This is a genomic window from Hymenobacter endophyticus (assembly GCF_032464715.1).
In the GTDB taxonomy this organism is placed as follows: domain Bacteria; phylum Bacteroidota; class Bacteroidia; order Cytophagales; family Hymenobacteraceae; genus Hymenobacter; species Hymenobacter endophyticus.
On the sequence record NZ_JAWDJT010000016.1, the window covers coordinates 1 to 12,902 of the forward strand.

Annotated in this window: 13 protein-coding genes and 1 pseudogene; 10 read left to right on the top strand and 4 right to left on the bottom strand. The window is 58.6% G+C overall.

The features are described 5' to 3' along the window. Positions 1-113, top strand: a pseudogene (locus ROI90_RS19180) (IS5/IS1182 family transposase); the annotation flags it as partial. Between the two features lie 269 nt (positions 114-382). On the opposite strand, the gene ROI90_RS19185 reads toward ROI90_RS19180, so the two are convergent. After that, positions 383-1,825: a Gfo/Idh/MocA family protein gene (locus tag ROI90_RS19185; RefSeq protein ID WP_315999899.1), complete on the bottom strand. Its 1,443-nt coding sequence runs from the start codon at positions 1,823-1,825 to the stop codon at positions 383-385. Between the two features lie 313 nt (positions 1,826-2,138). Between ROI90_RS19185 and ROI90_RS19190 the strand changes: the two genes are divergently transcribed. From ROI90_RS19190 to ROI90_RS19200, 3 genes are all read left to right on the top strand, one after another. Next, a complete protein-coding gene (locus ROI90_RS19190) occupies positions 2,139-2,513 on the top strand; it encodes a PH domain-containing protein (RefSeq protein ID WP_315999900.1) in 375 nt (124 codons plus the stop codon). Positions 2,514-2,601: 88 nt separating this feature from the next. Continuing rightward, positions 2,602-3,252 (top strand): beta/alpha barrel domain-containing protein, encoded by a 651-nt coding sequence (locus ROI90_RS19195; protein WP_315999901.1) that lies wholly within the window; start codon positions 2,602-2,604, stop codon positions 3,250-3,252. 71 nt (positions 3,253-3,323) lie between these two features. Continuing rightward, positions 3,324-3,701, top strand: coding sequence for a hypothetical protein (locus ROI90_RS19200; protein ID WP_315999902.1), 378 nt, complete (start codon positions 3,324-3,326; stop codon positions 3,699-3,701). A 193-nt stretch (positions 3,702-3,894) separates the two neighbouring features. Here the strand turns inward: ROI90_RS19200 and ROI90_RS19205 are convergent, their stop codons facing one another. Both ROI90_RS19205 and ROI90_RS19210 read right to left on the bottom strand, forming a co-directional pair. Then, positions 3,895-5,277, bottom strand: a complete 1,383-nt coding sequence (locus ROI90_RS19205) for an NAD(P)/FAD-dependent oxidoreductase (RefSeq protein WP_315999903.1) — start codon at positions 5,275-5,277, stop codon at positions 3,895-3,897. 265 nt (positions 5,278-5,542) lie between these two features. Beyond that, the gene (locus ROI90_RS19210; protein ID WP_315999904.1) at positions 5,543-6,235 is read right to left on the bottom strand and encodes a carboxypeptidase-like regulatory domain-containing protein; all 693 of its coding nucleotides are present in this window, start codon (positions 6,233-6,235) and stop codon (positions 5,543-5,545) included. 113 nt (positions 6,236-6,348) lie between these two features. Between ROI90_RS19210 and ROI90_RS19215 the strand changes: the two genes are divergently transcribed. From ROI90_RS19215 to ROI90_RS19225, 3 genes are all read left to right on the top strand, one after another. After that, complete coding sequence (locus ROI90_RS19215) at positions 6,349-6,738, top strand: ArsR/SmtB family transcription factor (RefSeq protein ID WP_315999905.1); 390 nt, start codon at positions 6,349-6,351, stop codon at positions 6,736-6,738. Positions 6,739-6,752: 14 nt separating this feature from the next. Then, a complete protein-coding gene (locus ROI90_RS19220; protein WP_315999906.1) occupies positions 6,753-7,079 on the top strand; it encodes a (2Fe-2S) ferredoxin domain-containing protein in 327 nt (108 codons plus the stop codon). 210 nt (positions 7,080-7,289) lie between these two features. Then, positions 7,290-7,982 (top strand): YjjG family noncanonical pyrimidine nucleotidase, encoded by a 693-nt coding sequence (locus ROI90_RS19225; protein ID WP_315999907.1) that lies wholly within the window; start codon positions 7,290-7,292, stop codon positions 7,980-7,982. Positions 7,983-8,110: 128 nt separating this feature from the next. Here ROI90_RS19225 and ROI90_RS19230 read toward each other — a convergent pair whose 3' ends face one another. Then, on the bottom strand, positions 8,111-9,241 hold the full coding sequence (locus ROI90_RS19230) for an acyltransferase family protein (RefSeq protein ID WP_315999908.1): 1,131 nt from the start codon (positions 9,239-9,241) through the stop codon (positions 8,111-8,113). 48 nt (positions 9,242-9,289) lie between these two features. On the opposite strand from ROI90_RS19230, the gene ROI90_RS19235 reads away from it, so the two are divergent. The 3 genes from ROI90_RS19235 (at position 9,290) to pruA (ending at position 12,894) form a co-directional block, all read left to right on the top strand. Further along, on the top strand, positions 9,290-9,838 hold the full coding sequence (locus ROI90_RS19235) for a hypothetical protein (protein ID WP_315999909.1): 549 nt from the start codon (positions 9,290-9,292) through the stop codon (positions 9,836-9,838). A gap of 578 nt (positions 9,839-10,416) precedes the next feature. After that, the gene (locus tag ROI90_RS19240; RefSeq protein ID WP_315999910.1) at positions 10,417-11,100 is read left to right on the top strand and encodes an SOS response-associated peptidase; all 684 of its coding nucleotides are present in this window, start codon (positions 10,417-10,419) and stop codon (positions 11,098-11,100) included. A 129-nt stretch (positions 11,101-11,229) separates the two neighbouring features. Further along, complete coding sequence (pruA, locus tag ROI90_RS19245) at positions 11,230-12,894, top strand: L-glutamate gamma-semialdehyde dehydrogenase (protein WP_315999911.1); 1,665 nt, start codon at positions 11,230-11,232, stop codon at positions 12,892-12,894. Positions 12,895-12,902 lie beyond the last annotated feature (8 nt).

Sequence of the window (12,902 nt, forward strand, 5' to 3'; positions counted from 1 at the left end):
TTAGCCGCCTCAAGCAGTTTCGCCGCGTGGCCACGCGCTATGACAAGTTGGATGCCCATTTTCTGGCCTTTGTTCATCTTGCCGCAACCGTACTCTGGCTGCGTGACTGTTAACACTTCCTAATCAGGGTGCGGCCGAAGTTGCGGCAGACCACGTGCCCTTTGTTTTGCCAGGCCTCGGGGCACTCGGAGGAATCACGGAAGCCCAACTCCAATAAATCGGCTAATACCATACACAAATGTCTTCGAAGAGAGAAGCAAAATTACGAGGTTACCCGGAGTAGCGCAAAAAGCCGGGTGGTTGCGAGCAGCGGTTCTGGACGAGGGGCGCAGAATCATAGACGAAGGGCTGCTGACACCGCCTGAGCTACCGGCTGGCCCGCTTACTGCCAGCCCGGCCGATAGTCGCGCTTCACAAAGCGGTTAACTTCCTCGAAGTTGGTTACCCGTAGTTGCTGGGGGTCCCAGAGCAACTCAATGCCGCGGCCGGGATAGTCGAAGCCCGAACCGGTGGCTCTGGGCCGCTGCACGTCGTAGCCCCGAATGGCCAGGTTGGCCATGAGCAGCGCCTCGGTGAGCGGGCCGGCCACCTCAAAAGGGGAGCTGAGGTAGTGGTTGCCGTAGCCGGCCAGGCAGGCATCTACCCACTGGGCGTAATGCCCCTCGGCCCCGCCCGGCACCCGGGCCAGAGTAGGCTTGGTGCGCACTTCCTGGGTGCGGGCGGTGGGCAGCAGGCGGGGCTCGGCGGCGTAGGTGCTGGCCATCATCTTGCCCTTCTTCCCAATGAACAGGATGCCGTTGCCCCCGTCGCCGAATAACTCGTTGGGGCCCAGCTCGTCCGGACGCTCCGGCTGAATGCCCCCGTCCATCCAATGCACCGTTATTTCCTGCTTGGTTTTGGCGGTTTTGGGAAAGGTTAGGATAACGTGGCTGGAGGGCGGGCAGCTTTCCGGGAAATAGCCGCGCTTAAACTCATCCACGTACACGCTGCCTACGCTGGCCTGCACGGCACTGGCGTACTGCAGGCCCAGCACCCGGAAGGGCGCTTCCAGCAAGTGGCAGCCCATGTCGCCAAGGGCGCCGGTGCCGTACTCCCACCAGCCGCGCCAGTTAAAGGGTACCAGCTTATCCACGTAGGGCCGGGAAGGAGCCGTGCCCAGCCACAGGTCCCAGTCCAGCTCCGGGGGTACGGCCGCAGCGGCGGCTGGCCAGACAATGCCCTGGGGCCACACGGGCCGGTCGGTCCAGCAGTACACCGTGTGCACGTTGCCAATCACGTTGTCGTCGTACCACTCCTGCAGCTGGCGCACCCCGTCGCCGGAGGCTCCCTGGTTGCCCATTTGGGTGACCACGCGGTAGCGTTTGGCCGCTTCGGTGAGGGCGCGCGCCTCGTAGATGTCGTGGGTGAGCGGCTTTTGCACGTATACGTGCTTACCCAGCTGCATGGCCGCCAGCGTAACCGGCGCGTGGTTGTGGTCGGGCGTCGATACCGATACGGCATCAAAATTCTTGGCTTCTTTATCCAGCAGCTGCCGCCAGTCCTTGTAGTACTTGGCCTGGGGAAATGCCTGCACCGAGCGGGCGGCCCGCCGGTCGTCTACGTCGCAGAGGTAGCCGATGCGCACCTTGCCGGTTTTGGCAAATGCGGCTATGTCACTTTCCCCCTTACCCCCTACCCCTACCCCAGCCACCACCAGCTGGTCGCTGGGGGCGGTGTAGCCCTTGCCCCCCAACACGAAGCGCGGCACAATCATGAAGGTAGCGGCGGCAGCGGCACTCTGCTTGATAAATTCGCGCCGGGAAGGCGAGGCGGGAAGTTGGCTCATGGATACGACTACGAATGAATAGAGAATCAGAAAGGCAACGCCCGGCCGACGCGGCCCTATACTAGCCGGACGCTTGCTCAACAGCCCTGGCGGCCAGCAGCTTAAGGTACTGAATACAGCTGTATTAACTGGCTCAGTATAAGCGCAACTGCTGGTAATAGCTGCTCCGGTGTACATTCCCGGCCAAATCAGGCGGTGCGGGGTGCCCTGACAGCCCACCCTGCACCGCCTGATTCTGATTGACAAGCTCTTCCGCTACCGGCTCCGCGTTTCTTAGTAGCTTGAACCATTCTTCCACTCCATTCTTTTTGCTATGGGACTTCTTGACGGCCTGCTGGGCAATGCTTCCGAAACCGATGCGCAGGACATGCAGCTGGAGCTGCAGCAGCTCCTCTCCCCTGGTGAGCAGGTGCGCAACGCTTACGCCGTGCTGCGCGACCTGATGGTGTTCACCACCAAACGCCTGATTCTGATTGATAAACAGGGCGTAACGGGCAAAAAGCGCGAGTACCTAAGCTTGCCCTACCGCAGCATCGAGCGGTTTTCGATGGAAACCACCGGCCACTTCGACCTCGACGCGGAGCTGAAAATCTGGGTGCGCGGGCAGACCGAGCCCATCAGCAAAACCTTCCGGGGCGACAAAAACGTGTACGACGTATACCGGGCGCTGAGCGAGTTTGCTATTTAGTAGTTGGTTGGTAGGTGCCGGTTGTCAGTTCCTTCTTTTGCTGGACTACGTACTGATAACCGACAACTACCAACCGACAACCAACCCAATGGCTCGATTTACTGCGGCTCATGCCCTGGAACAGGCGCAACAGCACCCGCTGATTCCGGTTTTCTACCACGCCCAGGAGGAGTACGCCCGCACCGTACTGGCCGCCTGCTATGAAGCCGGCGTCCGGCTGTTTGAGTTTACCAACCGAGGCCCCCAGGCCCCGGAAATTTTTGGGCGGCTGCAACGCTTTGTGGAGGCCGAATACCCCGACTTGCTGCTGGGCGCGGGCACCATTTTCACGGCGGAGGAAGCGGGCCGCTTCATTGAAGCCGGGGCCGACTTCGTCATTCAGCCCGTCACCAGCCCCGACGTAGCCGCCATTTGCCGCAGCCACGATTTGGCCTGGCTACCGGGAGCCCAAACCCTAAACGAAGTATACGAAGCTCACCGCCTGGGCGCTACGCTGGTGAAGCTGTTTCCCTCGGCCTACCTCACGCCCGCCTACCTCAGCATTCTGCGCGGGCCGATGCCCCAGGTACCCCTCATGGTTACGGGCGGCATCCAGCCCACTACTGCCAGCCTGCAGGAATGGAAAGCGGCCGGTGCTACCTGCGTTGGTATTGACGCTCGCCTGCTGGACACCTCCGATGAAGCCCTGCTCACGGCGCAGGTGCGGGAGTTGTTGATGGTATTGCAGCCGGCAGTGTAGCCACCCTGGCAGGTGCAACTTTATGGCTCGGCCGGGTCTCGTGCGGGCACAACCCTATAAAGCAGGCTCACATGCGAAATCTAGTACCCTTAGCCCTCGGCGCCTTACTGCTCGGCACTCTTGGCGGCTGCGACAACGCGGATTCTACAACCATCCACAGCAACTGCACCAAGGGCCGCGTAGTAGGCCTAAGCTGTAATGGTACACTTATTCAACTCACCAGCGGCGACCTATCGCTGGGCAAGACAATTACCTATGGTGGCACCATCTACTACCATGTGGTTGGTACTCACTCTGCTTTGCCCGCCAACACGGCTGCCGGCACTGAACTGACCTTTCAGCTACGCTCACCCACAGAGGCCGAGGCTGCTCCGCAGCCTTGCCTAGCTATTTACCAAGGGTTTGATGTACCGCAATTAGTGGTAGAAAACGTAGGCTGCCAGCGTTAGCGCCCAGGTTCAGCCGCAACGCAAACACGTAACATCCGGGAACACCTGATGCGCGTAGCGGCCTACTTTGTCTGCTGAGCCCCTAAGCACAACGGACTACACATAAGGTACAGCACGTTTTCCGTGACACCATAGCGAAAAAGCCCCCTGCTTGAATAACAGGGGGCTTTTTTAGCCAGATAATTTCCCGGAGCTACCCACCCACTACCGGCGCGTCAGGAGCGGGTACGGAGGGGTTGTATTGGGGCGTCTGAGACTGTAGCTCGGCCTTGGTTTTGCCTTTGCCATCCTTAAAATCGGAGCGTTTATAGGGGCGGATAATGAGGCGCAGAGCTTTATCGGAACTGAAGTAGCTGATAGCCCAGCCCACTAGCGTGACCACCTTGTTACGGAAGCCCACCAGCGTCATCAAATGCACGAACAACCAGGTCAGCCAGCCGAAGAAGCCGCCGAAGTGCTTGTTGCCGGGCAGGTCCACTACGGCGCGGTTGCGGCCCACAATGGCCATACTACCTTTATTGGTGTACTGGAAAGGCTTGAGGGTTTCACCGCGCAACAGCCGCTTGAAGTTGTCGGCTAGCTGCTCGGCCTGCTGGATGGCCACGGGGGCCAGCATAGGGTAGCCACGGGGCATTTCGTCGGTTGCCATGTTGGCCACGTCGCCGATGGCGTACACGTTCTGAAAGCCCAACACCCGGTTTACGGTGTCCACGTTCACGCGCTTGTTGCGGGCCACGGCGGCTTCGGGCAGGCCATCTAGGGCCGCCCCGTTCACGCCGGCCGCCCAAATCAGGTTTTCCGTCCGGATGAACTCGGTGTCGGAGTAGTAGAGCTTACCGTCTTCGAAATGTTTGGCCTGGGTATTGAGCCGTACGTGGATGCCCATTTCCTCTAGGTAGCGCTTGGCCTGCACCTGCGAGTCCTTGCTCATGGGCCCTAGCACCTCCCCGCCCGACTCCACCAGGTAGATTTCCATCTGTTTCAGGTCTAGCTCGGGGTAGTCTTTGGGCAGCACATCCTTGCGCATCTCAGCCAGGGAGCCGCAAATTTCCACGCCCGTGGGGCCGCCGCCCACCACCACCACGTTCATCAGGGCCTGCCGCCGGGCCGGGTCTTCAGTGAGGATGGCTTTTTCAAAGTTCTGGAACAAATAGCTGCGCAGATTCAGGGCGTTGGGCACGCTCTTGATTTGCATGGCGTTCTGCTCAATGCTGGTGAGGCCAAAAAAGTTGGTGAGCGAGCCGGTTGCCACCACCAGATGGTCGTAGCGAATGTCGCCGATGGTAGTGGCAAGCGTGTTGGTAGCCGTATCTACGCGCTGCACATCGGCCATGCGGTAGAAAAAATTGGACTGGCCCGCAAAGATTTTACGGATGGGGTAGGCAATACTGTCGGCTTCCAGGGCGCCAGTGGCTACCTGATACAGCAGGGGCTGAAAGTTGTGGTAGTTGTTGCGGTCAACCACCACCACCTGCACGGGTGCATCGGCCAGGTCTTTGGCCAGGCGCAGGCCGGCAAAGCCACAGCCAATAATCACAATTCGGGGCTGGGAGGTACGCGGTAAGTTGGTATCCATAGCAAGCAGGGCAAAGGTCAAACACCTGCTTTACTGAATATGCGCGTGAATGGTTGAACGCCTAGCGGGTTGCAGCGGCGAATAGGTGGGCTGTAGGTGTGAGGCCCCAAGCCACGCCAGTCCGTCGTTGCCAAGGTGCCAAGCCCCAAAGAAGCACAAAGCCCCCGGCAGCCGCGTTGGCACCAGGGGCATTGTGCTTCCTAAGAATTCAGACTTAGTGCAGGATACATTACCATGGCTTGCAGCCTCGCCATGAGGGCTCAACTTAGTAATCTACGCCTTCCTTCTTTTTGAACTCCCCGCTTTTCACCTGATTGATAAGCTGTAGCCAGCTGAAGGGGTTGAGCAGCGGGTTGTTGGTGGCGGGAGTAGCCCCGAAACCCATGCGGCGCTGCTGGTCGTTTTGCTGGGCCTGCATGGTTTGGCGGTAATTGCCCATGCTGGTTACCGGCAAGGTATTGAACATGCGGCGCATCACCTTCTCGTTGAGCTTGTCGGCCGGCGTGCGGTCGGCCTCCGAGGGCGCTTTCATGGCCAGGAAGGCTTCTTTGAAGGCCCGCTCGGTGGCGTATGGGAAGATGCGCACCTCCGGCAGCACCGTGGCATCTTCCTGCAACGATACAATAACGGAGTAGCTCTGGCGCTGATAATCCTCGGGAATGATAACGTACTGGTTGCGGTAGCCCAGGCTGCGGATAACAATACTATCACCGGCCAGCACGGGCAGAGAAAAATAGCCGTAGGGGTTGCTGGCCGTACCACGCCCCGCCTTGGGCACGAAGATAGCCGCGCCCGGCACGCCCAGCAGGGAGTCGCCGGAGGCTACAATGCCGCTGAACTGCACCACCCGGCGCTGCCCCTGGGCCCGCGCCCGGCCGGGTGCCAGCAGCAATACGGCCAGCAGCACGCCCACTACGGCAGGAAATATCAGGAAACGAAATCGGGCCACAACAGACATACAAGGGGTTACGAGTTACCAAAGATACGGCACTTTCAGGGGCCGCTGATGGGTTTGTGTATAAATTCGGGCCTGCGCTCCGGTGGAGCCGCCCTTTTTGCATTTCCCTCTAGATGCGTCTGAAACACTTTACCGTTGCATTCGGCCAGCAACTCTTCAAAGCCCTGGGCGACGACTCGCGGGTGCGCATCCTGCATCTGCTCTGGCGCAACCAGGAAATGTGCATCTCCGACCTGGAACAGGTGCTGGATTTCAGCCAGACCAAGACTTCCCGCCAATTATCGTACCTGAAAAATGCGGGTTTGGTGAATTTTCGGCGGCTGGATAACTGGGTGTTTTACTTTATCAAGGACGAGGCCCAGGACTTTCTGCACCAGCTGCTCGGCTACATGGAGCGGGACCCCCAGCTGCAACACGACCAGAAGATTTACCAGACGCTCTGGTCGAACCGGGAATTGGCCGCGTATAAGCTGCAAAACCGCCGCTGGACCGGCCAACCCTAACCCCTACCGCCCCCGTGAAATCTGCCGATTCCGTAGTTCGCCTGTTTGTATGTAGTGCCCAGAAGGACGAGGTGGGCAAAGAAGTGGCCCGGGCCCTTAAGATAGAGCTCAAAAAACGGGGCCTGAAAAAACTGTTTACGGGCGGCGAGAAACACAAAGTCAGGGTTCAGACCTGCAACTGCCTTGACCTGTGTAAACAGTGCAAAAAAGGCCCCGGCGCGGCCCTCGTTGTGCATCCGGAAGGCACCACCTATGGCAACGTGAAGCCCAAAGACGCCGCCGAAATTGTGCAGGAGCATTTGGGTGAAGGCCGGGTAGTTGAGCGGCTGCGCATTGATTGAATTACCCGGAACGTCATTCCGAGCCTGCGAGGAATCTTGCGTGCTGACGTTGTCCGACCTCACTTGCCCAGGGTGTACACCCTGGGCTACGAAGCGGGTAATAGGTGGATTGCCACTGCAACCTCGGTACGCGAGATGCTTCGGCTGCGCTTCTGCATGACGCTCTGTATAGTTTCCCCATTTACCCCATCACCTCCTCACGCATTACCAGTGAAATACCGTCACCTCTTCTTCGACCTTGACCATACGCTCTGGGATTTTGAAACCAACGCCGACGAAACTCTGCGCCATTTGTTTGCGGAGCACAACATCAGTCGGCACGGGGTGTCGGCAGATAAATTCATCAAGGAGTATTCCGACATCAACCACGGCCTGTGGCGGCTGTATCAGGGAGGCAAAATCACGCAGCAGCAGCTGCGCGCCACCCGTTTCCCGCGCACCTTCACGCAGCTGGGCCTGCGGGAGGAAGACTCGCCGGCCGGTATTTCGGAGCAGTTCACGGATATTCTGCCCCAGAAAAAGGCGGTGTTTCCTTACACCTACGAGGTGCTGGATTACCTGCGCGACAAAGGCTACCACTTGCATCTGATTACCAATGGCTTCCGGGATATTCAGTACGTGAAGCTCAATGCCTCCAACCTCACGGGCTACTTTCAGGAAATTGTAACCTCCGAGTGTTGCGGCCACCTCAAGCCCGATACCCGCATTTACGAGCACGCGCTGGAGCGTACCGGTGCCACGGCTCAGGAAAGCATTATGATTGGCGACAACCTGGAGTGCGACGTGCTGGGGGCTTACAACGCCGGCCTCGACCAGGTGTACTTTAACCCCAGCAAGCGTCGCCACTTCAACCAGATTACCTACGAAATCAGCTGCCTGAGCGAGCTGAAGGAGATTTTGTAGACCACCTCCGGCCTGATGCTGGCGGCAAGGCGCCGGTATGCTCCATCGGAGGCGCAGGGCCTACAAAAACCCAGGTAGTTATTTGAAAACAGGCGCAGCTTCCTAATCAGCCAATCAAGCACTGATAATCAAGAATCTATTTTAACAGCGGGCGGGTTTTTCTCATAAAGAAAGAAGCGCTTCATGGCGTTAAAGGGAAGCTCTAGAAAGCGCCACGAGGCCCAGGCCATAAGCACTAATACAGGCATAAGCACCAGAGCCATGCGCCACGGCGACATCCAATAGATACGCCAGGCCTCGGTACTGCTGCCCGCCGGAAACAGCCGGTATACGGCCCGCTGATATACCACCACCAGCAGCAGATGGTACAGGTAGAGGCCGTAGCTACGCGTGCCAATCCATTGTACTAACGGATGCAGTAGGATAAGCTGGGTTAGGCGGTACGGCGTATTGAGAACCCAACCAATCAAGCCTACAGCCCCAATAGCGGCGGCCCCCAGCCCTACTACCAGGAAGGTATATTCCCAGTCGGCCTGGGTGACAACCCGCGTGAGGCAAATGCCAAACCAGATGCTCCAGCCCACAGCCGCAATGTAGCCGTAGCCTGGCCACCGTTTGGGCAGACGATTCTCTATCAGACGCAGTAAGCCGCCGCCGGCAAAGGCATCCATGTTGGCCGGCATCAGGGTAAACGCGAATGGAAGGGGGGCGCTCCTGACCCACACCGGCCGGAAAACAAAAGCACCTAGAATAAGAGCCGCCAGCAGCCAGCCCTCGAGCTTGCGCCACGGCCAGAAAAACAGCAGCAAGGGCCATAAGCAATAAAACTGTTCCTCCACTGCCAACGACCAGAAGTGGCCGGCCCCTTCTCCCCAGTGCTGAGTTTGATAAAACAGAATGTTAGATACGTGTAGGGTATACCAAAGTAAGTGTTGCTGAACACTCTCTAATGAGAGCAGAAAGCTGATAAATAAGGTGAAATAGTAGGCCGGCAGAATGCGCAGTGCTCGGCGACAGTAGAACAGTAACAGCGCCCGGCCCCTACTCATCAACCCCGCTTCCACTACCGCCCGCTGGTGCCATATGATTCCCGTAATAAGGTAGCCGCTCAGGACAAAAAAGGTGGTGAGACTAGCTTCACCCAAGGGCAGCGGCAGTGGCACCCAATGCTGAGCAACTACCAGTATCACCCCAATGGCACGTATTCCGTCTAACTCGGGGCGGAACGTTAGGCGTGAAGCAGCAGACGAAAGAGCCATAAGGAAAGCAGGGGAATAAGGTCGCAAGTTACAGCCTACCTTTGCCGCATGATTCGCTTACTTGGATTCTCGGGCCGGCGCGGCAGTGGCAAAGACACGGCTGCCCGGCTGATACAGCAGTTACAACCCCAGCAATGCTGGCGCATCCGCTCCGTGGGGGAGCCTATCAAGGCCGTATGCGCCGCCCTGGCCGGCGAGGGTACCGCTCCGTATTTTTCCCAGCAGGGCAAAGCCGAGAAGCTCCCCGCTTTCGAGCGCACCCGGGGCGAAATGCTCCAGCAGGTGGGCCTGGCCCTACGCCAGTGGGAGCCCGATATTTGGGTGCAGGCCTTCTTTTCCCAACTACCCACTGAGCAGCACACCCTGATTCCGGATGTGCGCTTCCCCAACGAGGCCGACCTGATCCGCCGCCGGGGCGGCCTGATGGTGCGCGTAGAGGGCGACCCGCTCCACCAGCGCGGCGACGGCACCCGCGACGATGAGCACCTGAGCGAAACTGCCCTCGACCACTACCCCAACTTCGATTTCACCATCCACAACTCCGGCTCCCTGGCCGACCTGGAGTGGCAGGTACGGCAGCTACTGGGGCGGTTGTAAGTGAAGGCCAACTCGCTCTACTGATGGCACATGAGTCTAGCTTCAGCTTCTGGCTTAGAGCATGGGTACAACCGATTATCGGAGCCGCTTTTTTGTTAAGTGTATTGTGGCTGGCAGCTCAGCGCTGGCGCACTTTGCATGGAACTCCTGCTACTGCAATAGTGCACGCGTTACCAGGGCCAATTGGCTCGGGCAAAAGCAGCACCTACGAGGTCGTGATAAGGTATGTCCTCCCGCAGGAGCACGTCAGGATTGCCCGCATACTTACCAATCAGAGTGCTTTCAAGAAACTGACTGTAGGTAGTATAGTATCTGTCCGTTACGCTGGAAATCAAGCAAGGAAGCCGCTGTTAGCATCTGAACGGAGTTTTAGTGGCGAAATAATTGTGCTTTCAATTGGGTCACTACTATTTTTCTTGTCGGGTCTGCACGCCAATATGGCTTGGTACAAGCGTCGCCGGACAGGATATCTACCGTAATCATTAGTTCTATCTATCAGACATTTACAACAAGCTCCACAGAACACCGCACAACAGCAAGCGTAAACGCAGTATTTACGCCTATTCACGCTTTGACTTATGTGCGGCCGTTACACGTTTATTGCTCCACCGGGTCTGGTGGAAGACCGGTTTGATGCCACGTTTGCCGAGCCGGTTGCTCCTACTTACAATGCGGCCCCTTCTCAACACCTGCCGGTCATCACCAATACGGCTCCCGGTCAGATTCAGCTCCTGCAGTGGGGGCTGGTACCAGCCTGGGTGAAAGACCGCACCTCCGGGCCCCAGCCCATCAACGCCCGCGCCGAAACCCTCTCCGAGAAGCCTTCCTTCCGGCAGCTGCTTCAGCGCCGCCGCTGCCTGGTGCTGGCCGACAGCTTCTACGAGTGGCAGCAGAAGGAAGCCCACGGCCTGCCTCCCAAAACGCCCCACCGCATCCTGCTGAAATCAACGGCGCCCTACGCCTTTGCTGGTCTTTGGGATGAGTGGATAGACCGGGCCACGGGGGAAGTGCTGCCTACGTTCACCATTGTTACCACTGAGCCCAACGCCCTGATGGCCCCCTTGCACCACCGGATGCCGGTTATTCTGGAAAGCCGGGCAGCGGAACGAGCCTGGTTAGATGATGGCCTTTCTGTGCAGGAGCATCAGCAGCTACTGCACCCCTATCCGGCGGAGCTGATGCAGGAATATGTGATTAGCAAGATGGTAAACTCCCCGGCCCACAATGAGCCGGCCGTACTGGAGCCGGTGCAAGCGGCCTGAACGAGCACCCAGTTTGCCTTGATGTGGGAACAGTGCGGCAAACCTCGGCGTACGGCCCACATCCGGCATTTCGCTCTACCTTTGCCTCCACCTCTTCTACCATCCTAGCACCCAAACCCAGCAATACTTATGGCCAACGGCTTTTTCAACGTTCCTGCTCCCATCAATGAGCCGGTAAAAGGCTACGCGCCCAACTCCCCCGAGCGCACCGAGCTGCTCAAAACCATTAAGGAGCTGAAGCAGCAGCAGCGCGACATTCCGATGCACATTGGCGGCCAGGAAGTGCGCACCGGCAAAACGCATACCATTACCCCGCCCCACGACCACCAGCACGTACTGGGTCAGTTTCATGAGGGCGACGCCAGTCACGTCAGCCAGGCTATTGATGCCGCCTTGGCTGCCCGCCCGCTGTGGGCCGAAATGCCCTGGGAGCACCGCGCCGCCATTTTCCTGAAAGCCGCCGACTTGCTGGCCGGCCCTTACCGAGCCCGTATCAACGCGGCCACGATGTTGGGCCAGAGCAAGAACGCCTTCCAGGCTGAAATTGACGCGGCCTGCGAGCTGATCGACTTTTTCCGCTTCAACGTGCAGTTCATGCACCAGATCTACCAGCAGCAGCCCGAGAGCCTGCCCGGTATGTGGAACCGCTTAGAGCACCGCCCGCTGGAAGGTTTTGTATTTGCCCTCACGCCCTTCAACTTCACCTCCATTGCCGCCAACCTGCCCGCCTCGGTGGCCATGATGGGCAACGTAGTGGTGTGGAAGCCCGCTTACACGCAAATCTATTCGGCCCAGGTGCTGATGGAGTTGTTCAAGGAAGCCGGCGTACCCGATGGCGTAATCAACCTGGTGTACGTGGACGGCCCCACGGCCGGCGACGTTATCTTCTCCCACCCCGATTTTGCCGGCATCCACTTTACTGGCTCCACGGGCGTGTTCCAGAACATCTGGAAAACCATCGGCCAGAACATTCACAAATACAAGAGCTACCCGCGCATCGTGGGCGAAACCGGTGGCAAGGACTTCATTCTGGCTCACCCTTCGGCCCACGCCAAGGCAGTGGCTGTAGGCATGAGCCGGGGCGCGTTTGAGTACCAGGGCCAGAAGTGCTCAGCCGCTTCGCGCGTGTACCTGCCTTCCAACCTGGCCGACGAAATTCTGGGTTACGTGAAGGAAGACTTATCCTCCTTTAAAATGGGCGACGTCGAGAACTTCTCGAATTTCATCAACGCCGTTATCGACGAGCGGAGCTTCGACAAGCTGGCCAAGTACATCGATGGTGCCAAGGCTGACCCGAACGCCGAAATTGTGGCCGGCGGCAACTACGACAAGTCAAAAGGCTACTTCATTGAGCCCACGGTTATTGTAACCAAGGACCCTAAGTACGTGACCATGTGCGAGGAGCTGTTCGGCCCCGTACTCACCGTGCACATCTACGATGCCGACAAGTTCGACGATGTCCTGACGCTGGTGGATACAACTTCCCCCTACGCCCTCACCGGTGCCATCTTCTCCCAGGACCGCTACGCCATCGACCATGCTTCCAAAAAGCTGGTCCACGCCGCCGGCAACTTCTACATCAACGACAAGCCCACCGGCGCGGTAGTGGGCCAACAGCCTTTCGGCGGCGCCCGCGCCTCCGGCACCAACGACAAGGCCGGCTCCCTGCTGAACCTGCTGCGCTGGGTGTCGCCCCGCGCCATCAAGGAAACCTTCGTGCCGGTTACGGATTACCGCTACCCCTTCCTGGGTTCCGCTCCCGCTGAGGACCTGAACAAGGATAAGGGGCTGTAGCACGAAGT